Origin of the sequence: Chlorobium sp. (assembly GCF_021740465.1) — a bacterium.
Lineage (GTDB): Bacteria > Bacteroidota > Chlorobiia > Chlorobiales > Chlorobiaceae > Chlorobium.
The window spans coordinates 25,771-47,175 of record NZ_JAIOZR010000016.1 but is presented as its reverse complement, the minus strand read 5'-3'; the positions used below and the strand labels follow the sequence as shown (position 1 = coordinate 47,175).

The following is a 21,405-nucleotide window of genomic DNA, read 5'->3' as shown; positions in this document are numbered from 1 at the left end:
TGAGGGAATCAATAGCCTCATCCAGGCGGCCAAAGCACGGGCACGGGGTTACCGCACTACCAAAAATCTCATCAATATGATCTACCTGATCAGCGGGAAGCTTAATTTTGGCTTACCCACTTGAAATAGCGAGGAGCCCAAAAAAGTTGCCGTGATCCGGTATTCGGGTCTGCATTCCGAAAGCAATCTTCAGAGTTATGCAGGGAAACTGACGCTGTGGCTCGAAAAAAAAGGGTACCGCATCCTTTCTCCTCCTCGAGCGGCAAGCTACGATCCGCCGTGGAGCATTCCGTTTTTGCGCCGTAACGAGGTGCATATCGATGTTGAGTAAACTGTAACGAAGAAAAAAAGGCCAAAAACAACAGGCCCCTTTTTTGTCGCTCTGAAGAAGCACCGATCAGTCTACATGAAGGTGTGGTAGGTTTGACCGGCAAAAACGATCAGGAACCGGAGGATCAATCCGCCGAAAAGTACCATGACGGGCGCGACGTTCGGAAATTTGATATGGACGCCGGCCGCTTCAAGAAACTCGAGGAGCAGCGGAACGACAAGGCCCGAGGCGATAAAAATTCCCCAGAACCAGAACATGTAGGACATGCCTGCCAGATTGATGTCGCCGGTGATCAGGTGCATCATGGCTCCGTGCGTATTTGCCGATCCGGTGAGGCCTCCGAGCACAAAGAGGCCGACCGTCATCAGTTCGATCCAGATGGCGTTTGCGTCGATCATGCTGTACACAGGCTTTTCATCTTCGGGCGCAAGCAGCAGCATCAGCGCGGCAGCGCTCGATATTCCCGAAACGAGAAAGAGCATGCCGAGAATGGAGCTTGACCAGAGCGGGCGGGCTGAGAAGAAGGAGAGCAGGATGCCGGTGTAGATGCCGATGCCCACGCCGATATGCGCATTGACCAGCGCCACGATGGTCATGTGGTTTTCCGTCCAGTCGATAACCTTGTTGATCAGTTCGATATTGAAGCTGCGGAGCTGCCTTTTGTTGACCAGCATTGCCTGCAGTATGGCAAGAGGGAAAAAGGCGATCAGAATCCAGCTGCCGGCCGACATGGGCGAGGTCGGCTGAATGGTGGTGTAGAATGCCCACACATAGAGAGGATGTGCCAGATCGAGGAAGAGAAAGAGCATGCCGATGCCGAGCAGTGTCGGTGAAAGTACCGAACCGATGCGGACGGCAAGGCATGGGCATCCATCCCCCTGATCTCTCGGGCCGATGCCGAACTTTCGCTTCAGCACGATCATGATCGATGTGATCACAAGCAGGCCTCCGGCCAGACCTCCGAGAAAGAGGTAGAGAGGAATGTGCCACTCCCAGATGTGGAGATGCGGCACCACATTGGGGTTGATTTTCGTCGAGACGATTTCATTAACTGCAGTTGCCAACATTGTTACGCTCCAGGTTTATTGCTTGCGGAAATCCACTGCAGGCTCGGTTCCGTTCCTGCATGTTCTTTCTGGCGGTAAACGATTTTACCTTTCAACAGCTCTTTTGTCTTCTCGTCCATATTGTTGAAATCGACAAGGTTCAGGCTGCCGGTAGGGCAGATCGACACACAGGCGGTTTCAAGACCCTGTTCGATCCGGTGCTTGCAGAGCGAGCATTTGTCCACATACCCTTCGGGATGCACGTACCGGGCATCATAGGGGCAGGCGGCCATGCAGGCCTTGCAGCCGGTACACAGCGACCGGTTGATCTGTACCGTTCCGTCTTCGGCATAGTGCGAGGCCCTTGTCGGGCAGTAGGTGACGCAGGGCGCGTTTTCGCAGTGCTGGCAGCGCTCCGAGCGGTTCTCCATGGTCAGTTTCGGATACTCTCCTCCCGACTCCTGCACAACCCAGTCGCGGCAGTACCCTTCAGGGACGCTGTTCTCCTGCTTGCAGGCATAGACACAGGCCGAACAGCCGACACAGACCCTGGTGTCGATAACCATTCCATAATTTTTCTTGTTGCTCACGCTTTATGCCTCCTTGATGAATGTCACAAAATTGTTCTGGAACCCTACCGCGCCCATTGCCGGGTCTATTTCGGTTCTCGATATAAGCTGGTTGTGCGATGCTCCCCGTTTGTGGGCCCAGGTAAGCTTGGCAGAAGTATGGCCGAAACCGTGAACCATGTAAACCGCATCGGTACGGATACGCTGGGTTACCTTCACCTTGACCGGAAACTCTGAAATTACGCCATCCTGGTTTTTCAGGTGTACGTACTCGCCGTTTTCAAGGCTGTGTTTTTCCGCGATGCGGTTGTTCACCCAGACCTCGTTCTCCTTGGCCGTGGCAAGATCGCCGAGGAAACGGTTGTTTGCCGTACGGCCGAAAGTCAGCATGGGCTTGCGTCCAGTCAGCATCCGATAGAAGCCTGTCGGTGGTTCGGGATGCCGGGTATATCTCGGTACAGCATCGAATCCTCCGGCCTTGAGCCGGGCCGAAGCCAGCTCGACCTTGCCGCTCGGAGTTTTCAGATTGAGCGCTTCTCCCGGTTTGCGGTAGAGATCGGTTTCAGGCATCACCAGCACCCCTTTTTTCTTGATTTCGGCGAGGGAACTGCCCACCAGTTTGAGCTTCTTGTCGAGCCCTTTTTCAACGCTCGGCGGGAAGGCTCCGTGAATGCCCCATTTCTCGGTAATCATTTTCGCGATCTGGTTGCCCGGTTTCGAATCGTACATGGGAGGCACGGCGGGCTGACGAAGCGCGACAAACGGAGTGCGGAAGGCTCTGCCGTTGTCGAGATCGTCATACCGTTCCAGATAGGTGCACTCAGGCAGCACCACGTCGGCATAACCGGTAACCTCGGAAGGCAGCACGTCCACGGCTACCACGAACTCCGCCTTCTTCATGGCTTCGATGGCCTTGTCCCGTCCGAGAGTCATGGTTTCCGGCAGGTTTACACCGTAAATCAGAAGCCCCTTGATCTCCCCCGAAATGGCCTGCTGTATGATTTCATGTGAGGCTATGGTGTTGGACGGCTCGTCCTCCGGGAAGAAGGGATATTTGCTGTGCACCTCTTTTTCGTAGGCAGGGTGCTCATGGGCAGGAGGCGGTTGCACGAGCGGGAACTTCTGGAAGGCAACCACGCCGCCGGGCATCTTGAAATTGCCGACCAGCGCATTGAGAATATGGATGGCCCGGATCCGCTGCAAGGCGTCGCCGTACCAGTTTGTGCGCCGTCCGGTGTGCACGAAGGCAGCTGGTGCATGGAAAGCGTATTCACGGGCAACAGTACGAATATCGTCTGCGGGAATGTCGGTTATTTCCGAAACCTTTTCCGGGGTCATCTCCCTTACAGACTCCCAGAGCTCGTCGAATCCTACCGTATGTGCTTCGACGAACGCCTTGTCATAAAGGTTTTCGCTGATGAGCACATGCATGAGCCCCTGCATCATGGCAATATCGGTAGCCGGTTTGATAGGCAGCCAATGCTCGGCCTTTCCGGCAAGAGTGGAGAAGCGGGGATCGAACACCACGATTTTGGCTCCCCTGCGGATGCCTTCGGAGATCTCCTGTACTGCTGTATTGTGCATGTTCTCGCCGAAATGGGTGCCGAAGAAGACCATGTACTTGCTGTTCTTCATGTCGAACCCTTCAGGTGTATCGCTCGGGTAGCCATAGGTCAGTACCGTTGCCTGGCGGGCGGGGCCGCAGCAGAGGTCGTAGGATGGTTTGGCATATTTGTTCACGCCGATCTGCGAGAACATGTTCTTGAAAAACGATACGCCGTAGCCGTGGTGGAGCATGGCAAGTGCTCCGGGGCCGTACTGCTCTTTAATGCCGTAAAGCTTTTCGGCGACAAGCGTGATGGCCTCATCCCAGGTAGCCTTCCGGTAGAACTGCCTGCCGTCTTTCGTTTCGCGGATCAGCGGATGGGCAAGGCGGTCGGGATCGTAGAGCAGTCCCGTACCTCCGGTGCCTCTCGGGCAGAGTTTGCCCTGGCTGAGAGGATGGTGGTCCGATCCGGTGATCTTGTAAACCTTGCCGTCACGGACATGCGCAGCGATGCCGCATCGCCAGAAGCAGTGTTCGCAGAATGAATAGACCACCTTGCTTCCCTCATCTCCGACCGAAGAGTCCGCTCCGGAAAATGCCTGTGCCGCTCCGGCTGACAATGCTGTGGATCCGGCAAGGAAGATCGAAGATATCTTTATGAAGTCCCGGCGGCTGATGTTCTGGCCTTGGCTCATGTGATAGGCTCCTTACTGAGTGTTGATAGAAATACTGGAACTGTTCAGTTTCTGTTTTTTTCGGCTTTCTGCCCTCTGCCGGAGGAATTCGAGAGCATCTTCCGGTGCCATGCGCGAGGAGCAGGCGAAAAAAGTATAAAGAGATCAGAGAGTGCTGCGTCAGGCAAGCCGGATGAAATTCCTGCTTATTGCAGCGCGAATATGTTTTTCCAGGCCGGAAAAAGGAATGTTTTCTGTAAAGAGAAATTCCTTTGGTGTGACGGCGTATGGATGTAAATATTATTGAACAAGTGATAAATATAATTGTTGCTGCGACATCATGCAAAATGAAAATCATAGGAAAGATCGCCTGTATAAGTGATATTTTTATAATGATTTGCATTACTTTTTCGATTATTTATATATGACCATATAGATGTATTGATATATATGTGTATGGATTTATTTTGGTGTTCGCTATATTTCATTGATGTTTCCTTATATAGAAAAGCAACAACAATTGTTAATAGTCTACTATGAGTCCCCTCTTGTTTTTCAAGGTAATCCGTCCGTAAAAGATCGCATTCCGGGACAAAGGGAGCCGAAAGAGCGGTTTTTTTCTCGGCAGGCGAATGAGTACATTCGAGTACATCCATCAGCATTTAATTCATACGCGGTTATGAAACCACTCTACTACTTCATCGGAGCCGGGCTTTCCATTCTGTTGTCGATCTATATCTTTATATTCGGCACGGCACCCAACCACGAGCTGATTGCCATTTTTATCGGCCTCTGGGCGCCGACCATCATTTGCCTCGGCGTTTTCAACACCCTGCTCGGCATTCTCGACGAGATGTGCTGCGCCCACAAGCGGATCGAGGAGCGACAGACGTGCGGCCATGAGCGCTGATTGTTCAGCCACCTTCCGCTCCTTTGTTTCCACCTCCGGTTTTCAGGGGGCCACAGCTTGAAAACGGCAACATCGGTACTGCTGGTTGGTGTGGGCGGTTTTATCGGCTCGGGAGCCCGATATCTGGTAGCGCTTCTCATGCCCTTTGCCGGCAGCGGGTTTCCGTTTGCCACCTTTGCGGTCAATATGCTCGGCAGTTTTTTGATCGGTCTTTTGAGCGAGCTGGCGGTTTCAACCACCATTGTTTCTCCCGAAACCCGGCTTTTTCTGGTAACCGGCTTCTGCGGCGGTTTCACCACTTTCTCCTCCTACATGTACGAGAACGCCGCGCTCATGAGGGACGGTCAGGTGCTCTATACAACCCTTTACCTTGCCGGCAGCATCGCCGGCGGATTTCTTGCCCTTTATTCAGGAATGCTCACCGCAAAACTCTGGACATGATGGAACTGCATACCTGCGAACGGCTCCGCATCTACACGGGCGAACAGGCGAAACTTGCCCATCGTCCCCTTTACGAGGCAATCGTGCATGAAGCCATGCAGCAGGGCATCGCCGGAGCCACTGTGTTCAAAGGCGTACTCTCTTACGGTCACGATCAGAAGCTGCACACCGCCAAGCTCATTGAACTCGGCGTTAACCTGCCCATGGTGGTTGAACTTGTCGATACTCCGGAAAAAATCGGAAGTTTTTTTTCCCTTCTGCAGCCCTTGATAAGGGAGTCGGGGTATCGGGCTATGGTGACGCGCGAGGAGGTCGATGTTGCCTTTATCGAGTGAATGCGCCACCGTAAAAGCGGAAAATAAAAAAGGGAGGCTGGAAAACCTCCCTTTTTTGTGTGCCGTTTTGCTCAGCCTTACTGGTGCGCGGCGACGAGGGCGTTGTAGTTCGCCTTGACGGTTTTTTCCAGATCCTCTTCGGTATGCACGAAGCTGGTGAACATGGCCTCGAACTGCGACGGGGCAAGGTAGATGCCCTGGTCGAGCATGGAGTGGAAGTACTTGCCGTATTTCGCGGAGTCGGCGGTGATGGCGCTCTTGTAGTCCACAACAGGCGTTTCGGTAAAGAAGAGGCAGGCCATGGAGCCTACACGGTTCTGCACGTAGTTCAGACCGAGTTTCTGCATGTTCTCCCTGAAGCCTGCTTCGAGGAATGCCGCTTTCCTTTCGAGTTCAGGATAGGGATTCTCCTCCATGAGGATTTTCAGGGTTTCCAGACCAGCAGTCAGGGCAAGCGGGTTGCCTGAAAGGGTGCCGGCCTGGTAGACCGCGCCGAGAGGGGCGACGTTCTCCATAATCTGGCGTTTGCCGCCGAATGCGCCGACCGGCAGACCGCCGCCGATGATTTTGCCCATCGTGGTGAGGTCAGGGGTGACGCCATAAAGCTCCTGAGCGCCGCCGAGGGCAACCCGGAAGCCGCACATGACCTCGTCGAAAATCAGGATGATGCCTTCCTGGTCGCAAAGCTCACGCAGAGCAACGAGGAACTCTTTCTTGGCCGGAATGACGCCGGTGTTGCCTGCTACCGGCTCGATGATGATGGCGGCGATGTCGCCTTTGTTCTCGTTGACCAGCAGTCTGACCGATTCGATATCGTTATAGGTGGCGTTCAGGGTGTCCGCGGCAGTGCCTTTGGTGACGCCGGGGCTGTCCGGGGAGCCGAGGGTCAGTACGCCTGAACCTGCCTTGATGAGGAAGCTGTCGCCATGGCCGTGGTAGCAGCCTTCGAATTTGATGATTTTGTCACGGCCGGTGTAACCGCGTGCAAGCCGCACGGCCGACATGGTTGCCTCGGTGCCGCTGTTCACCATGCGCACCATTTCGATGGATGGTACGATTCTGGAGAGCAGCTCGGCGATTTCGATTTCCATTTCGATCGGCGTGCCGAAGCTGCTGCCGATGTTCCGCAGGGTGTATTCAATGGCTGCAGTTACGCGGGGCTGCATGCTTCCGAGAATGAACGGGCCCCATGACCCGACATAATCCAGGTAGGTGTTGCCGTCAACATCTGTCATGTAGGCGCCTTCACCCTTGGCCATGTAGATCGGGGTTCCGCCAACGGATTTGAACGCACGGACCGGGGAGTTGACGCCGCCGGGAATGAACTTCTTTGCAAGCTCAAAGAGCTCTGCAGATTTGGTTAGCTGAGGCATGTCGAGCAGTTCTGTTTTGAAATTAGATTAGGTAACGAGAAAAGACACTATGTCTCTATTGGAACCTGTGAAGATTTACTTGAGGCGCCGTCCAGGAAAAATATCCTCCAAGATATAAATCATCCCGCAGATATAAAAACCCTTAGAGTTCCAATGGGGGTTATTTCGAGAGCATTTGTGCGACAACGGCAACGTTTCTCTTTCGCGGCACATGTTCAAGGTGGAGGGCGCAATACTCGTCGAGCAGGCTGCAGAGCATCGTTGTTTCGGTTTCGCCTGCATTTGCGCCCTCGAGGTCCGAAAGCGGTGATGCTGCAATGTCGCAGAGCAGGCGGTAGGCATCGGGGGAGATGGCGCGCTGCACGGCAGTGCGGCGCAGTGCCGCACCGGGCAGGGCAATGCCGCCGGGATTCATCACGAAGAGCAGCTCGCAAAGCCTCATTGTCTCCACGACCGGAGCTATCTCCTGGTCGCTGAACACGCACCGCAGAAGGGAGGGCTCGAAGCCCATTATGGAAACAAGGCGAAGCAGGAACCATGCAACCAGAAGCTCGAAGCGGTTTTTTGTCCGGTAAAGCGCTTCGAGTGTTCCTTCAAGCAGTTCGAAAAGCGGCAGGTTTTTCTCTTCACCGTCAACGGCGCTGCTTACCATATCTACAATACGATACATGGCCGCGAACCTTTCCATGTGCGGCTCGGAGGTGAGCGGGCTGTGTACCAGACTGCCTTCGCTTACCAGTTGTACCTCGCGGTTTGGCTTTCTGTAGAGCACGATATCGAGCACGCTGCCGGGGCTGAATTTTCCCGACAGGCGGCTTTTCGGGTTTCGCGCTCCCTTGAGAATTACCGTGATTTTGCCGAACTCCCTGGTGAAGAGCGTACAGATCTTCGACTGGTCGCGGTACTTGATCTCTCTGAGTACCACGGCTCGGGTTTTGACGATCACGGCGGGAACTTTTTTATTTTTGGAAATATAGTTATATACGAAAGCTTTCGCTCTCCGGAGCGGAAATTCCCATTGCAGGCATGCGATACAGAAACTTTGCGACGGAACGCACAACGTCCGTTCATGGTTGTCCTGTAGAATCGATAACGTATAACGTATAGTGAAATCTCTGTAAATTGCCACGGGCGGTTTGAGCCCGGAGGCCGGTTTGGAGAGATTCCTGTTAATCAAGGAGGAATTAATAATGCCAACCTATCAGTACCGTTGTTCAAGCTGCGGAAACGAACTCGAAGTATTCCAGAAGATGACCGACGACGCGCTCACCAAATGCCCCAAATGCGAGAAAGAGGCTCTCGAACGGGTGATCAGCGCATCGGGCGGTTTTGTGCTCAAGGGTTCGGGCTTCCACGGCACAGACTATTGCGGCAGCAAGAGCGCACCTTCAACACCCTCGGCCCCATCAGGCGGCTGTTCCACCGGCAGCTGTCCCTTCGCCAAATAGACGTTGTCCCGAAAAGGCCTGCCTACAGGAAGCCTTCCCGCAAAACGGGGAGGCTTTTTCGTTTGGGGCGTCGGGTCCGGTTAAAACGGTTTTTCCCGCTCCCTCCAGATGAACTTTCTCAGATTGATTTTGCTGTTTCCCCTATATGAATCGGGGTACTGCTTTCCTTCGACGTTTTCGGTTACTTTCACCCTGTCCAGTTTCCCGTTGATGAAGAACATCCGGATCACCTTTCCGCTTGAATAGTTGATGCCCGAGGGCTCGTTTTCTTCGTTGTAGAGGTGGAAAAGGCTTTCTGCCTGCCCGGTCACGGTCACACCCGATATTTTTGCGTTGTCGTTCATGGTGATTACCATTTTTGCGCCGCTCATCTGGTTGTAGAGCACAGGGTTTGCCGAAAGGGTATCCCTTGCTGCCAGCAGTGCGTTCTTGTGCGCCTGAACTTCATCGACTGTCTGTTTTTTTTTCGTTCCTCCGCTCTCTTTCAGATGCACCATAAGAATTTCGCCGCTGAGCTGCTCATTTTTCCCCCAGGCGACAGCATCCTCGTAGAGCCAGAGCCGGTTGTTCTTTTTTTCGATCACGGCTTTGTGCGCTTTGGCCATCAGGCTTCCGTCGCGCATTCTTCCCCGGACGTTTCCCCTCAGTTCTCCCTGCTCGGTGTCGGGGTAGTAGAGCCCGTTATCGGCATAGACCTCAACCTCGTTGTCGGTTATGACGATGTTGCCCGAGAGCGCAATCTTCTTTTCCTCTTCATATTCGGTGGCGCGGTCGCAGGCAAGGGTTACGGTGCCGTGCTGAAAGCGCACATTGCCGATCACCGAGCGGAAGGGCTGCGGCGTAGCGCCGCCGGAGGTTTCACCGCCTTCAATGGTGTCGGCGTTCAGGAGAATAATTTTCTTTTGTTCCGCCTGCAGTGTATTATGAACCGGTACCGGGACGGATGCAGCCATAAAAAGCAGCAGAAAAGCGGTGAATAACGGTAGTGAAGAAACTTTTCTCATTGAATCATTTGTTTTTCCTGGTACCTGTACCATACTCGAAAGCGGGAGTCCGGCAATGCAATGCGGGTCTCCTGCAGCTGTCGGAAGGTGTTCATGAAAGATCTTTATCCTAATGTAACAAAGCTTTGTTTTTACTGTGAAAAAATTACTATTGGCCGCCGGCGGCAAGCCAGGCGCTCTTTTACTCGCACCCCTATATAATGCATTGAAAAAAAACGGGACATTCAGGCCTGTTGCGGTTTTCGCTTCACCAAAAAGTGCAGAACCCCTCAGCAGGGAGCTGTCGAGCTGTTTCGGTATAGGCGAAGCGTGCCACACGCTTACCCTTGGTGACGATTCCCCGGTTCAGCAGCTTGCCCTGGTGATAACCGGCATGGAAACCGTTCTCGCCCGGGAGCTTCCGGCTCTCGTGATGGTGTGCGGAAGCGACAACGCCGCTCTCGGGGCAGCACTTGCCGCAACGAAGTCCGGTATACCGGTCGCAGTGGCCGATGCGGGACTGCGCTCTCACGACCGTAGCGACGCAGACGAAATCAACCGTATTCTTATCGACTCCATAGCGGATCTTCACTTCATAAGCGAGCACAGCGGCGAGTACAATCTGATTAACGAAGGAGTTGCCGATGAAAAGGTTTTCTTTTCCGGAAATCTTTCCATCGATACGCTTGTCGCCCTGATGGAGCAGGCCGAGCGGGTAACCCTTGCGGCCGAACTGGGTCTCCAGCCGAAAAAGTATGCACTCGTGCTGCTGAACCCGGCAGGAGCAATTGCCGCCAGAGAGCCTCTTGAAATGACCCTCCGGCTGCTGAAGAAAATGTCGGGCCTGACCACCGTTCTTGTGCCCCTTGCCGCCGGGCTTGAGGATATCATGAAACAGCACAAGCTGGACAAGGCGTTCAGCGGGGTGGAGGGTCTCGTGATGATTGCGCATCCCGGCCATGCCGGACTGCTGGCGCTTTTGAGGGACTCGGTACTGCTTATCACCGATTCCGAAGAGCTGCAGGCGGAGTCGACAGTCATGAATGTGCCCTGTCTAACCATGATGGACAACACCGCACGTCCCGCCACCATCGAAATCGGCACCAACGTGCTTGTCGGGGTCGACGAGGAGGACATCATGAGCCGCATTGACGACATTCTACATTCAGGAGAGCACGCACACAGTTCAAAGCGCAACAAGATTCCGGAAAAATGGGACGGCGCTGCCGCCACTCGCATCGTCGAGGTGCTCGACCGGGTGCTGTAAGAACATGAAGAACGTTTGTCGAGAGCCGGATGTTTTTCTTGCCTTGGTGTTTTTTACAATACGGTATCCCCATGCGGCCACCTACAATTGCTGAGCACCAAGTCCGCGACACCTTGTGCGGACTTGGTGCTCAGGAGGTGTTCGACTACATTTACCGCAACAATCTCTGGGCAAGTGACGAATCCCTTTCCGGGGTAGGCTCGCAGCTCGATGCCACAGCGGAGCTGCGCCGGCAGTTGCCCTTGCTGTTTCAGGAGCTTGGCGTTGCAATCCTGCTCGATATGCCGTGCGGTGACTTTTCCTGGCTCAGCAGTATCGAGTATCCTTTCAGGCGCTATATCGGCGGCGACATTGTGCCCGGTGTGATCGAGCGCAACAGCCGCCTGTTTCGTGAATCGCACCCGCATGCTGAATTCCGGGTGCTCGATCTCACGTGCGATCCGCTTCCCTTCGGTGATGCGCTGCTCTGTCGCGACTGCCTGGTGCATCTGCCCTATGCCGCCATTATGGATGTGTTCCACAATATTGCAAGAAGCTGCATCCGGTATGTCTTTATGACTACTTTCGTTGGGAGTGAGAGGAGCAATACGGATATCGAGATCGGGAACTGGAGGCCGCTTAATTTCCTCCAGCCGCCGTTTTCTCTTCCTGAACCGGAAAAACTGCTGCTCGAAGGGTGCTGCGAGGAAGACGGAGCCTATGCCGACAAGGCTCTCGGCGTGTGGCGGGTTGAATGTTTTCGGTAGCAGAGGAGGTATATGGAAGGTATCGCTTTCTGCCGGTATGCGTGTTTCAGCGACTCTTTCCGGCAAATTCATCCAGAGCAGCACCGATCTTTTCCACCTGTGTATCAAGATCTTCACTCCTGCCGGAGCGGCAGCTCCTTTCCAGCTTTTCCGACGCCTGCCGCAGGGGTTCGATGCCCAGCATTGCCGAGCTGCCTTTCAGCTTGTGGGCCTGTTGACGCAGGCTGTCGATATCATTATTTGCCAGAGCCAGTCGCATGCATTCAGGGGTATCGCTGAATTCGTCAAGGAACATTTTTATGAGATTTTCCGTCTCGGCCGGTGTAAATCCATATGAGGCGGTAATCGCTGCGGAAGCTGCAGGAGTTTCTGCAGCGGTGTCAGGGTGTGCTGTTGAGCCGGACGCAAGGAGCTTGCCGATCGAGGCGAGCAGCAGATTCGGGTTGTCTGTTTTGAGGCGGAATTCATCCATTCCCGCCGCTCTTGCAGCAGCTTCCTCTTCCGCCGCACCGCTGAGACCGACGACAGGCAGTCTGCGCAAGCCCGACTCGGTAGTTGCACGGATTCTCCTTGTCAGTTCGAGTCCATCCATACCCTGCATCCGGATATCGGTTATCAGCAGATCGAACGGTTGTTTCTGCAGGATAGTCCAGCTCTCCTCTCCATTGCCTGATACCGTTACCTGCAATCCGGCATCCTTCAGGCTCAGGGCAAGCAGCTTTCGGTTCAGGGCGGAATCATCGACAAGCAGAACTCTCTTTCCTTCGAGCTTGCCGCTTACGGACTTTCCGTACGGCACGCTATACAGTGTCGCCCGCAGTGCGTTGATCAACTCGGCCTGACTGCACGGCTTGGATATCAGGGCCTGCATTCCGGCTTTTTCTGACATTGCCTGAGCGATATAGGCGGGCTCGGCGCTGTGTGCAATCACAGGAGTTGCGCGCGCATCCTCGCCCGCTTCACCACGGCGCATCCTTTCGACCGCTTCGTAGCCATTCATCAAAGGCATGTTCAGATCCATGATGATGAGATCATAGTAGTTTCCGGCAGCGAGGACCAGCGCCTCCCTGCCATTTGCAGCTTCGTGGATGTCGATATGCAGGGGGAGAAGGTATTTCTTCACCGTCATGCGATAGATGGATTCGTCGTCGACAAGCAAAAGCCGTTTTCCCTTAAAATCGGGCAATGCATCGGCGATCGTGCGGGCATTGTACTCATCCAGCGTGCCACTCTCCACAGATGGAAAAAGAAGGGTGAACTCCGTGTATTTTCCCTGTACGGAATCACAGCGTATGTTTCCGCCGAAAGCCTTCATTACTCTCTTGCAGTATGCCAGACCGAGCCCGGTACCGTTGCTTTTGCCCCTGGTGTGAAAACTTTCGAAAATGTGCGGAAGATCATCTTTGGAAATTCCCGGTCCGGTATCCCGAAAAAAGAGACAGTTGTGCGGTACTCCCTTTGCAAGGCGAACCGTGATTTCGCTTTGAGGGTGGCTTTTGAGATAGAAGAGCGCATTCTTCAGCAGGTTGAAAAGGACGAAAACAAAGAGCGTTTCATTGATGCGGAAGATAAAGGTTTCGCCTGCATCCAGATGAACGCGTTCCCGTTCGTGTTCCGATTCATAGCCATACTCGTCGAGCGCCTTGCGGATTACCCTTTCTGCGGAAAGATAGGTGAAACTTTCCGGATCGATAGGTTTTTCACGGATTTCACCGAGAACCATGTCCACCACCTGGATCCCGCGTTTCACCGCCATCTGGCCGTGCGCCACTTTGTCGTAGAGGGTGTCGAGTTCCTCCTTTTTCAGCGGTTCGGCGCGTCGTTCCGGGTGAAAATGCGGGAGCTGGTTCTGGATGCTGTTCAGACAATGACGTATCTGTCCGAGAGGGTTGCGCATCTCATGTGCGATGCTGCCGGCAAGGGATTGCAAAACCCGGTTTCTCTCCTGGGCCATTTCCCCTTTTTTTATGGTGAAGCCGGACAGCAACCCCAGCAGTATTGCCATGGGAAGGGGAAGCAGGTATTCAATGATTTCAGTGGTGACTATCAGGTGGGTTCCTGTGGAGAAAAAGAAGCCGGCGTAAGCGATCGAGATACCGCTTGCAAGCAGAAACGTAAGAAGAAAATAATTCGGGATAAAGATGATAAAAACAAGCAGCATCATGGTTTCGCATATCAGCCACATGCCCGAAAAGTTGTTCATCAGCGTCAGATAGGTAAAGACTACCGGCAGTGTGAGGGTCAACCACAGATACCAGTAGAGGTTTACCCAGGGTTTCAGGCGCACGGGGTAGCGCTTGGCGAAAAACAGCGGAATAAAGGCGATCGCGGAGGCGAAGCGCAAGGCGGGAGATTCAAAAGGTTGCGGCAGAATGACCGTCCATATCACATAGTAGAGCGGGTGCGCCCAGAAGCCGACAAATCGAGCCATATCTATCGTGAACTCGTTGCGGTCGTAATCCTTGCGCAGAAACTCCACTCCTTTTTTCAGGAGAGAGGGTTTTGGGGTATGTCTGGAGGTCATGAGTGTTATTCTCCCTTCAGAATACAAAAGCTGTAATGGCTGTAAATATCCTCCTGAATAGCGAGCACGGCTCCGGAATCGATATTCTGTTCTATGGCAAGGTGATATTTTTCTGCAAGCGTGCAAACATCGTTGTAACCATTGATGAACGGTTCTCCCATTTTGCGCATGTTTCTCATAAAGTCTTCAGCAGCCTTCACTCCGGTGGTATCCGCGACAAGATCTTCCGAAACATAGTCGAACCAGAAACGGGAATCATTTGTCATCAATTTTGTTATGGAGGTCAGGATGACGTCGATCTCAGCAGATCGAAAATACATCGATCCTCCCTCCCAGATAAAAAAGGTCGGCAGTTCCGGATCGAAATCCTCGGTTTGTCGCAGAGCTTCGTCTATAGGCCGGAGAGTAAGGTCGATTTCGATGTTGCGTATTTTATTTTTTTTGCTGTAATCGAAAATCCTTTTTCTTTCGTTCAGCATTATCGGCAGGTCGAGTTCATAAATGATCGCGTTTTCTATATTCAGTCGCCAGAACCTGCTGTCGTAGCCGGCGCCGATATTGACAACATTGCATGCCGGTTTTTCCTGCGAAAATCTTATGACGGCTTCATCGAGATGGATCGTTCTGGCGGTCACCATGTTTTGCAGATAAGGAGTGTCCATACTGAATCGTCTTGCAAGGGTAATTCCCTGTTTGCCTGCAAGCATGAATGCGTAAGGATCGTCAAAGCGCCGTTCCTCGACAGGTTTTTCCTGTTCCATGGCTCGCAGCCCGACAATGAGCTTCGCGGTTGTTTTCGTTTTGTGTTCGTAGAGCACATTGATTTTTTCGACATCGAAGGCGTTTCTTTTCATTCCGTTGATGTCCTGGGCCCAGTAGGTGAAATCAGCCTGGGCAACGAGCTTGTCTCCGTTGTACATCATGATCGGAACCGTGGTTATGACTCTTTTACTTTCCGCATATCTTCTTGCCAGCATTTCCCACTTGCTTCTGTCTATCGATGCTTTGCAGGTCAGATTGTGGCAACTGGGAGCAAACCAGTGAATGGTGGCTTTTGCGCCCCACATATAGGCGGCATTATCGTCGACCGATGGCACAAAACCTATAATCGGGATCATATGGAACAGGGAGGCAAGGGCGATGCCCCCGGTGTAATCAGCGGCAAGCAGCATCAGTGCAGCCTGATGGGTGATATACTGATTGGAGGAGCTGGGGTTGAGCGGGAGTAGGGTTTCGGTATAGCCGCGTTCGACTGCCGTGATTTCCCAGTCAATAAAGTCGAGTACGGGAACGGATTCATGAAAGGATTCCGTCAGGGCTGCAAGGTTGAAGCGCTCTTTGCGATCCTGCTCCCAGGCATCGATCGAATGCAGAAGGAATGAGGTATTGAAGTAAAGGCTCATGTCTAATCGGTACTTATTTGAATCGGGGTGTGTTGAAATGAAATTACCGGTCATTATTCTGTGCCCTTACCCCATGCCTGTCTGGAATCCGAGGCGCACCTGAAATAGTGAAGATTTTTTTCTATGCTGAAGTATAAGGGAACAGGCTAAATTCACGGGTCAATGCAAATCCTGCCGTTTTCATCGTTTTTTCAGGAGCAACCCCAAAAAACAGAAACTGCGGGAGAGCGTTGTGGCGACCACCATGCAACAGTTAAAAGGTAACTATCTTTTTTGAAAAGAACGGTGAGTCTCGTGTTAAAACAAGATCATTTGAGAGGGCTTCAAAATATAGTGTCATTTGAAGGTGCGGGGAATCGAAGGAACGTTACCGGTTGTGGATGCTGCAGCAAAGAACGGTTTTTCTGAAGGGTTTCCGCTTTTGTTCAAGCGCCTGAAACCAGGAGAAGGCTGTCCCGGTCTGGAGAAACAGACGGGAGGCTATTAAAAAGGGAGACACGTCATCCCTGATTGAGGACATAAAGCATTTACATTATGAAACTGATACTGCGAAGAGTGAGTGCGGTGATGCTCGTCACTGCCTCGATGGCTTTCTTCGGCAGTGCAATAGCTGCGGATGTGCCTTCGTTTGCCCACGGCAAAAAACTCTTCAACGACCCCGCTTTGGGCGGTTCGACCAATTCAATGAGCTGTAACAGCTGTCACCCTTCGGGAAAGGGTCTTGAGCATGCCTGGAAGAATCCGAAGCTCGCCGAAACCATCAACGTCTGTATTACAGGGCAGTTGACGGGAAAGGCTTTACCTCTGGATTCGATGGAGATGCGGTCGCTTGTTCTCTATATCAGGTCGCTGAAGTCGCCTGTTTCCGGTTACTGACATTGGCCTGAGCACCCGGAAAGCGGCGTTGTTTTCCGGTCATTTCCTGTCCGGTATTCCGCTCAGTCTCCGAAGACGAGAACATCGGGGATCTCATACCGCTCGTCGCTTCCAAGGCTGACGGTGTTGAGATCGCCCTTCTTCGTGAAGGTTACCGGATCGGGAGCATCGGAGGCTGCAGGTATGCCCTTCACGAACAGGATCTTCCGTTTCATGCCGCCCGCGAAACGGGCCTCTACTGTGGCGGTTCCGTCGGTTCCCCTAGGGATGACGAAAGCCTCGCAGGAAACAGCCTTAGGGTCGAAGGGATGGCGTGCGACGATTGTTGCCGAGGCGTGGAAGGGTGTGCCGGAAATGAGCGCATCCTCCTTTGCGGAAAGGGCCGCAAGGGGTTTGCCTGTCACCCCGATCTTCAGCGTAAAGCTGTCCGATTCGTTGCGTCGCGCCGCTGCGCGCATCAGGTAGACGCGGACGGTGTAGCTGCCGTCGTCGGGAAGCATGCCCCTGAAACTGTTTCCGGAAGTACTTCCGACGAACATCGACAGCTCGCTCTCCGGCGGGTTGACGTTGAAGCAGTTCTGCGGATTGGTTGTCGTTATGGTTACGGCAAGCGTCTGGCCGGCTTTCGCCTCCAGCCGGTAGTCGATGTACTGATAGCCCTTCAGCTTTCCCCTGATGAGCGTTGATGCGGTGTTTCCGTAAAACCGAACCTGTTCTGTGCGTTTGTCCTGCGATGCCGCACCGGCTCCTGGCGTCGGCAGGATGCTGATGCACGCCAGTGCCGTTATGGCAACAATTGTTTTCATGTCGAATCTCTCAGGTTTGTTTGTTGTAACAGCCTTCGGACGGAAATGCGCTGCAGCCGTGGTCTATGGCCAAAGATAAGATTCTCCGCCGAGCGCACGGGCTTCTCAGCAGTATTCGGCGATCATTTTTTCGAAAGCTTTCTCCCGGAACTCCTGCGACCGGAGAGGGGTGTTGCCGATGCCGAGCAGGTCTTCATATACCGGACGTGTTTCCTCGCGGAAAATGACGCCGAGAGGCAGTTTTTCGGTTTCGACGGCTTTCGCGAAGGCCTGCATGCGGTCGGCAGGGTCGTAATCGCCTGGAAGGTAGTAGGTGTTTTCCCGGAACCACTGGTAGGTGTTGAGCCTGTTGAACACCACGCATGGCTGGAATACATCCACCACGGCAAATCCCCTGAAGGATATTGCCTGCTTGATGATCTCTTTTGTCTCCTCTTCGTCTCCGGCACTGGCCCTTGCGATGAAGGGCGCGTTCAGGGCGAGCGAGACCGCCAGGGGATTGAAGGGCTCGAGCATGACGCCGTCTATCTGCACGGGCGTTTTCATGCCCGGCAGGGAGGTGGGTGATGCCTGTCCCTTGGTGAGTCCGTAAACCATGTTGTCGTGCACGATCAGTGTCATGTCGCAGTTACGGCGTATGGCGTGCAGAAAGTGGTTGCCCCCTTCTCCATACATGCACCCGTCCCCGGATTCGGCGATGACCGTCAGATTCCTGTTCGAGAGCTTTATGCCAAGAGCCGCCGGAAGTGAGCGGCCGTGCAGGCCGTTGAACATGTTCGCATTGAGGTACTGCGGCGTTTTGGCTCCCTGTCCGATGCCCGAGACGACGACCAGATTGCGGCGGTCTATGCCAAGCTCGAAGAGCGCTCCCTTGAGCGAATCGAGCAGTTTGTAGTTGCCGCATCCGGGGCACCAGCCCATCTCTTTATGGGGCATGTCGAACGGGTTCGGCTTTTCTGGCGACGGGGTTTTCATCTCAAATCTCCCTGAGTGCTTCAACGACCTCTTCAACCGAAAACGGTTCGCCGGTCCATTTAAGAATTCTGTTGGCCGTGCTTACGGCGAGCTCCCGATGCAGAAGATCGGCGAACTGTCCTGATGCGTTGTTTTCGAGCACGGTGACGATTTTGCCTTTCAGAAGGGTAGCGACAGAGGGATTGAAGGGATAGAGCTGGGAAAAGTGCAGCCCGGCCAGATCGGCGCGCTGCAGCGTGTCGAGCGATTCCTCCAGCACGCCCCGGTTCGATCCCCAGGCTACAACGATGTTCGGAGCATCCGCCGATCCGCCGACCAGTTCCGGCATCAGGGATTCCGCAGCAAGGGCTTTGATGCGCCGGAGCCTTTTTTCAACCATGCGGCGGCGGGTTTCGAAGTTTTCGGTGAGATGTCCCGTTTCGTCGTGTTCATGGGAATCGCACTTTACGATTCCCTTTCCGTAACCGGGCACGCCTCTCGGAGAAAGTCCGTCAGGGGTAAAGCGGTAACGCATGTACTCTTCGTCCGTTTCGACAATATGGCGCTCGATCGGTTCTCTTTTCACGACGGCAGCCGCCATCGATCCTGTCGAATCGAGGAAAAACTGGTCGGTAAGCACGAAAGCAGTCAACTGGTAGCGATCGGCGAGCTGAAAGGCCCGCTGCGTCAGCAGGATCGCTTCTGCAAAGGTGCCGGGAGCCAGGATCACCCGGGGGAATTCGCCGTGTCCGGCATGGAGCACCAGATTGAGATCGGCCTGCTCCGTGCGGGTGGGCATGCCGGTAGCCGGACCCGGTCGCTGGCCGAGGTGTACGACGAGCGGGACCTCGGTCATGCCGGCAAGGCTTATACCTTCCTCCATGAGTGCGAAGCCGCCTCCGGAGGTGGTCACGATCGCTCGCGCTCCGGCGTATGAGGCTCCAAGTGCCGTGTTGACGGCGGATATTTCGTCTTCGGCCTGGTCCACCACAATGTTAAACTCATGGGACCTCTGGGCCAGAAAGGTCAGCACGCCTGTACCGGGCGACATGGGGTAGGAGGAGATGAAAGTGCATCCGGCGGCAACGGCGCCGATTCCCACGGCGGCGGTGCCGTCGAGAAGCAACTCCTTTGGCCGGTTTTTTTCCGGTTCAACGGCGATTTCGACCTCGATCTCTTCTCGCAGAGCGGTCTGGCGACCGAAAGCGTAACCGAGCCGGGCAGCCTCGATATTGTCGGCAACGACAGCGTCCCCCTTGCCGGCAAAAATTTCGCGGAGATAGTTGTCGAGTCCTTCCTGGGGGATGCCCAGAAGACCGAGCGCAACGGCTACAGCCGCAGTATTGGAATAGATGGGGTTTCCGGCCTGTCTGGCGAATGAGGTGATGGGCGCGTCCACGAGGAGGCCTTCGTCGGTGCTCGGCACCTGACTTTTATCGGCAAAGACGATGGTCGTCGGCGCGATTCGTGTTTTCAGATGTTCAAGCGCATCGGCATTGAGGGCGAAAAGAAAATCGATCCGGTGCACATAGGCATGCCTTTTCCTGCCGGTGATGCGCACCTGGGTCGAATTGCTTCCCCCCCTGACGCGGGACATGAACTCCGTGCAGGCGAAAACATGGCACCCGGTCCGTTTGAGCACACTCACCAGAGCCGAGGCTATGGTCTGAATCCCCTGACCGGCAGCGCCTCCGAAAACAATGGAAATATCGTTCGAGTATCGACGCATATTCTTCATTGTTCGATTGAGCCCCCCGGCGAATCCGGGGGGCCATGATAAGAAGAACAGCAATATTGCTCGATCAGTTCATTTTTTCGAGACCCGGCAATCGACCCTCCGGTTACGCTGCCGACCTTCCTCGGTTGCGTTATCGGCGACAGGATGCTGCTCCCCATAGCCCTCTGCTGCGAGCCTGGCCTTGTCGGTGCCGAGTTTCACAATTTCTGCCATGACGGTTTCAGCTCTCGCCTGCGAAAGCTTCAGGTTGGCCTGCGGGTCGCCTGTATTGTCCGTATAGCCGCCGAATTTCAGCTCTACAGCGGGATAAGCCTTGAGGATTTCGCTGATGTTGTCGAGCTGCTCCTGCGATTCCGGCTTCAGCGTTGCTTTGCCGGTATCGAACACGATCCGGTCGAACGAGAACCAGGTCTCCTTGTCGGCCGGTTTTGTCGCGTCCTCGATAAATGCGATCAGTTTTCGTTCGATACCGAATTCCGGGATGTTGAGCTTAACGCCGTTAGGCAGGCCGTATTCCCCGAACGAGCCAAGGGAATCTGCAGCGACGGCTGTGGTATCCGGGGCGGCTTCAACTGTATCGGCTTCTGCCTGCAGCGTATCGACGGCAACGCCTGGCGCCGGAGGTGGCGTCTCTTTTACCGGCTGCAGGCCGCAGGTTTTCAGGAGCAACAGGAGTAAGGCTACGGCGAGCAGGAACGGCCAGAGTCCTTTGAAGAACGCAGGGATGTTTCCGGGAATGCCGGTCGGCGCCGATGGTGGCAAACCGCCAAGCTGCGAGAGGCTTGCCAGTCCGAGAACATTGGACAGAGCTGCAGGCGCGGCGCTCTGAACAAAACCTTTCTGGGAATCCAGCAGGTTCACCACGCCTGCGGAATCGAGATTTTCGTCTGCAGCCTGCTTGCCGAGTATTCCCATGATGAGCGGTGCAAGCATGGCGAGCAGGGACGACGAAGATCCTTTTGCCAGACCGGTTGCCGATGAAACAACCGCTTCCAGATTGCCGAGTTTGCTGCCGAACAGAAACGACAGGAGATCACTTCCAGCCTTGATCAGCTCGTCGGTTCCGCTTTTCCCGGCAAGCATGCCACTGAAACGTTTCAGGAAATCATCGGTGTATCCGCCGCTGTTGATACGGCTGAAAATGTCCTGCGCACCATCATGAGCCGATGTCTTGCTCATGAGACCGGCCATTACCGATGCTGCAGCGGGGCCGATGCTGCTGGTGACGCCGGAACTGCTTTCGCCTAAAAAGGCTGAGATTTTTCCGATGTTTTCACCGGACAACTCTTTTGTGACGAGATCCAAAAGATTCAATGCCATAGCGGTTTCCTCCTGATGATGTTTTTGAAAGCGAGTTCAGGGCAAGTCACGTGGAGTCATGAGCAGAACCTCATGTTTCAGGATGTATACGGCCAACACTGCCTGGCGGCAGGTT

Annotated in this window: 21 protein-coding genes and 1 pseudogene; 9 read left to right on the top strand and 13 right to left on the bottom strand. The window is 54.1% G+C overall.

What is annotated here, in order from left to right:
* Both K9G39_RS08330 and K9G39_RS08325 read left to right on the top strand, forming a co-directional pair.
* Positions 1-124, top strand: a 124-nt coding sequence (locus tag K9G39_RS08330; RefSeq protein WP_292001562.1) for a transposase, incomplete at its 5' end; no start/stop codon positions are given.
* An 18-nt stretch (positions 125-142) separates the two neighbouring features.
* Positions 143-331 (top strand): annotated as a pseudogene (locus tag K9G39_RS08325) (heme-binding protein); the annotation flags it as partial.
* Between the two features lie 71 nt (positions 332-402).
* Here the strand turns inward: K9G39_RS08325 and nrfD are convergent.
* The 4 genes from nrfD to K9G39_RS08305 form a co-directional block, all read right to left on the bottom strand.
* Positions 403-1,398 carry an NrfD/PsrC family molybdoenzyme membrane anchor subunit gene (nrfD, locus tag K9G39_RS08320; protein ID WP_292004463.1) on the bottom strand — a complete coding sequence of 332 codons (996 nt, stop codon included), beginning with the start codon at positions 1,396-1,398 and terminating at the stop codon, positions 403-405.
* Between the two features lie 2 nt (positions 1,399-1,400).
* Positions 1,401-1,967 carry a 4Fe-4S dicluster domain-containing protein gene (locus K9G39_RS08315; protein WP_292004462.1) on the bottom strand — a complete coding sequence of 189 codons (567 nt, stop codon included), beginning with the start codon at positions 1,965-1,967 and terminating at the stop codon, positions 1,401-1,403.
* A gap of 3 nt (positions 1,968-1,970) precedes the next feature.
* A complete protein-coding gene (locus tag K9G39_RS08310) occupies positions 1,971-4,187 on the bottom strand; it encodes a molybdopterin-dependent oxidoreductase (protein ID WP_292004461.1) in 2,217 nt (738 codons plus the stop codon).
* A 317-nt stretch (positions 4,188-4,504) separates the two neighbouring features.
* Positions 4,505-4,822 (bottom strand): hypothetical protein, encoded by a 318-nt coding sequence (locus K9G39_RS08305; RefSeq protein WP_292004460.1) that lies wholly within the window; start codon positions 4,820-4,822, stop codon positions 4,505-4,507.
* Positions 4,823-4,845: 23 nt separating this feature from the next.
* Here K9G39_RS08305 and K9G39_RS08300 point away from each other — a divergent pair, with 23 nt between their 5' ends.
* The 3 genes from K9G39_RS08300 to K9G39_RS08290 are packed head-to-tail and all read left to right on the top strand — an operon-like array spanning position 4,846 to position 5,852.
* On the top strand, positions 4,846-5,076 hold the full coding sequence (locus K9G39_RS08300; protein WP_292004459.1) for a hypothetical protein: 231 nt from the start codon (positions 4,846-4,848) through the stop codon (positions 5,074-5,076).
* A 57-nt stretch (positions 5,077-5,133) separates the two neighbouring features.
* Positions 5,134-5,517 carry a fluoride efflux transporter CrcB gene (gene crcB / locus K9G39_RS08295; RefSeq protein ID WP_292004458.1) on the top strand — a complete coding sequence of 128 codons (384 nt, stop codon included), beginning with the start codon at positions 5,134-5,136 and terminating at the stop codon, positions 5,515-5,517.
* Positions 5,514-5,852 (top strand): DUF190 domain-containing protein, encoded by a 339-nt coding sequence (locus tag K9G39_RS08290; protein WP_292004457.1) that lies wholly within the window; start codon positions 5,514-5,516, stop codon positions 5,850-5,852. Before crcB ends, K9G39_RS08290 begins: the two co-directional genes overlap by 4 nt.
* 77 nt (positions 5,853-5,929) lie before the next feature.
* Here the strand turns inward: K9G39_RS08290 and hemL are convergent, their stop codons facing one another.
* Together hemL and recO are read right to left on the bottom strand one after the other, a co-directional pair.
* Positions 5,930-7,225 (bottom strand): glutamate-1-semialdehyde 2,1-aminomutase, encoded by a 1,296-nt coding sequence (gene hemL / locus K9G39_RS08285; RefSeq protein WP_292004456.1) that lies wholly within the window; start codon positions 7,223-7,225, stop codon positions 5,930-5,932.
* Positions 7,226-7,385: 160 nt separating this feature from the next.
* Entirely contained in the window at positions 7,386-8,171 is a 786-nt protein-coding gene (recO, locus tag K9G39_RS08280) for a DNA repair protein RecO (RefSeq protein WP_292004455.1), read from the bottom strand.
* A gap of 244 nt (positions 8,172-8,415) precedes the next feature.
* Between recO and K9G39_RS08275 the strand changes: the two genes are divergently transcribed.
* Entirely contained in the window at positions 8,416-8,673 is a 258-nt protein-coding gene (locus K9G39_RS08275; RefSeq protein WP_292004454.1) for a zinc ribbon domain-containing protein, read from the top strand.
* Positions 8,674-8,753: 80 nt separating this feature from the next.
* Here the strand turns inward: K9G39_RS08275 and K9G39_RS08270 are convergent, their stop codons facing one another.
* Positions 8,754-9,626 (bottom strand): LptA/OstA family protein, encoded by an 873-nt coding sequence (locus tag K9G39_RS08270; RefSeq protein ID WP_292004453.1) that lies wholly within the window; start codon positions 9,624-9,626, stop codon positions 8,754-8,756.
* Positions 9,627-9,813: 187 nt separating this feature from the next.
* On the opposite strand from K9G39_RS08270, the gene K9G39_RS08265 reads away from it, so the two are divergent.
* On the top strand, positions 9,814-10,923 hold the full coding sequence (locus K9G39_RS08265; protein WP_292004452.1) for a UDP-N-acetylglucosamine 2-epimerase: 1,110 nt from the start codon (positions 9,814-9,816) through the stop codon (positions 10,921-10,923).
* A 71-nt stretch (positions 10,924-10,994) separates the two neighbouring features.
* Positions 10,995-11,669 carry a class I SAM-dependent methyltransferase gene (locus tag K9G39_RS08260; protein WP_292004451.1) on the top strand — a complete coding sequence of 225 codons (675 nt, stop codon included), beginning with the start codon at positions 10,995-10,997 and terminating at the stop codon, positions 11,667-11,669.
* A 46-nt stretch (positions 11,670-11,715) separates the two neighbouring features.
* Here K9G39_RS08260 and K9G39_RS08255 read toward each other — a convergent pair whose 3' ends face one another.
* On the bottom strand, positions 11,716-14,193 hold the full coding sequence (locus tag K9G39_RS08255) for a response regulator (protein WP_292004450.1): 2,478 nt from the start codon (positions 14,191-14,193) through the stop codon (positions 11,716-11,718).
* Between the two features lie 5 nt (positions 14,194-14,198).
* On the bottom strand, positions 14,199-15,596 hold the full coding sequence (locus tag K9G39_RS08250; protein WP_292004449.1) for an SAM-dependent methyltransferase: 1,398 nt from the start codon (positions 15,594-15,596) through the stop codon (positions 14,199-14,201).
* A gap of 534 nt (positions 15,597-16,130) precedes the next feature.
* Between K9G39_RS08250 and K9G39_RS08245 the strand changes: the two genes are divergently transcribed.
* The gene (locus K9G39_RS08245; protein ID WP_292004448.1) at positions 16,131-16,472 is read left to right on the top strand and encodes a cytochrome c peroxidase; all 342 of its coding nucleotides are present in this window, start codon (positions 16,131-16,133) and stop codon (positions 16,470-16,472) included.
* Between the two features lie 62 nt (positions 16,473-16,534).
* Here the strand turns inward: K9G39_RS08245 and K9G39_RS08240 are convergent, their stop codons facing one another.
* From K9G39_RS08240 to K9G39_RS08225, 4 genes are all read right to left on the bottom strand, one after another.
* Positions 16,535-17,278, bottom strand: coding sequence for a hypothetical protein (locus tag K9G39_RS08240; protein ID WP_292004447.1), 744 nt, complete (start codon positions 17,276-17,278; stop codon positions 16,535-16,537).
* 105 nt (positions 17,279-17,383) lie between these two features.
* Entirely contained in the window at positions 17,384-18,253 is an 870-nt protein-coding gene (locus tag K9G39_RS08235; protein ID WP_292004446.1) for a thiamine pyrophosphate-dependent enzyme, read from the bottom strand.
* 1 nt (position 18,254) lies between these two features.
* Positions 18,255-19,961: a 2-oxoacid:acceptor oxidoreductase subunit alpha gene (locus K9G39_RS08230; RefSeq protein WP_292004445.1), complete on the bottom strand. Its 1,707-nt coding sequence runs from the start codon at positions 19,959-19,961 to the stop codon at positions 18,255-18,257.
* Positions 19,962-20,039: 78 nt separating this feature from the next.
* Entirely contained in the window at positions 20,040-21,290 is a 1,251-nt protein-coding gene (locus tag K9G39_RS08225) for an OmpA family protein (RefSeq protein WP_292004444.1), read from the bottom strand.
* Positions 21,291-21,405 lie beyond the last annotated feature (115 nt).

Excerpts from the sequence above, each read along its gene's own strand:
- nrfD (WP_292004463.1), bottom strand. The coding sequence starts at position 1,398 with ATGTTGGCAACTGCAGTTAATGAAATCGTCTCGACGAAAATCAACCCC.
- K9G39_RS08310 (WP_292004461.1), bottom strand. The coding sequence starts at position 4,187 with ATGAGCCAAGGCCAGAACATCAGCCGCCGGGACTTCATAAAGATATCT.
- K9G39_RS08305 (WP_292004460.1), bottom strand. The coding sequence starts at position 4,822 with ATGGATGTACTCGAATGTACTCATTCGCCTGCCGAGAAAAAAACCGCT.
- K9G39_RS08300 (WP_292004459.1), top strand. The coding sequence starts at position 4,846 with ATGAAACCACTCTACTACTTCATCGGAGCCGGGCTTTCCATTCTGTTG.
- K9G39_RS08290 (WP_292004457.1), top strand. The coding sequence starts at position 5,514 with ATGATGGAACTGCATACCTGCGAACGGCTCCGCATCTACACGGGCGAA.
- hemL (WP_292004456.1), bottom strand. The coding sequence starts at position 7,225 with ATGCCTCAGCTAACCAAATCTGCAGAGCTCTTTGAGCTTGCAAAGAAG.
- K9G39_RS08275 (WP_292004454.1), top strand. The coding sequence starts at position 8,416 with ATGCCAACCTATCAGTACCGTTGTTCAAGCTGCGGAAACGAACTCGAA.
- K9G39_RS08270 (WP_292004453.1), bottom strand. The coding sequence starts at position 9,626 with ATGGCTGCATCCGTCCCGGTACCGGTTCATAATACACTGCAGGCGGAA.
- K9G39_RS08260 (WP_292004451.1), top strand. The coding sequence starts at position 10,995 with ATGCGGCCACCTACAATTGCTGAGCACCAAGTCCGCGACACCTTGTGC.
- K9G39_RS08255 (WP_292004450.1), bottom strand. The coding sequence starts at position 14,193 with ATGACCTCCAGACATACCCCAAAACCCTCTCTCCTGAAAAAAGGAGTG.
- K9G39_RS08250 (WP_292004449.1), bottom strand. The coding sequence starts at position 15,596 with ATGAGCCTTTACTTCAATACCTCATTCCTTCTGCATTCGATCGATGCC.
- K9G39_RS08245 (WP_292004448.1), top strand. The coding sequence starts at position 16,131 with ATGAAACTGATACTGCGAAGAGTGAGTGCGGTGATGCTCGTCACTGCC.
- K9G39_RS08240 (WP_292004447.1), bottom strand. The coding sequence starts at position 17,278 with ATGAAAACAATTGTTGCCATAACGGCACTGGCGTGCATCAGCATCCTG.
- K9G39_RS08235 (WP_292004446.1), bottom strand. The coding sequence starts at position 18,253 with ATGAAAACCCCGTCGCCAGAAAAGCCGAACCCGTTCGACATGCCCCAT.
- K9G39_RS08230 (WP_292004445.1), bottom strand. The coding sequence starts at position 19,961 with ATGCGTCGATACTCGAACGATATTTCCATTGTTTTCGGAGGCGCTGCC.
- K9G39_RS08225 (WP_292004444.1), bottom strand. The coding sequence starts at position 21,290 with ATGGCATTGAATCTTTTGGATCTCGTCACAAAAGAGTTGTCCGGTGAA.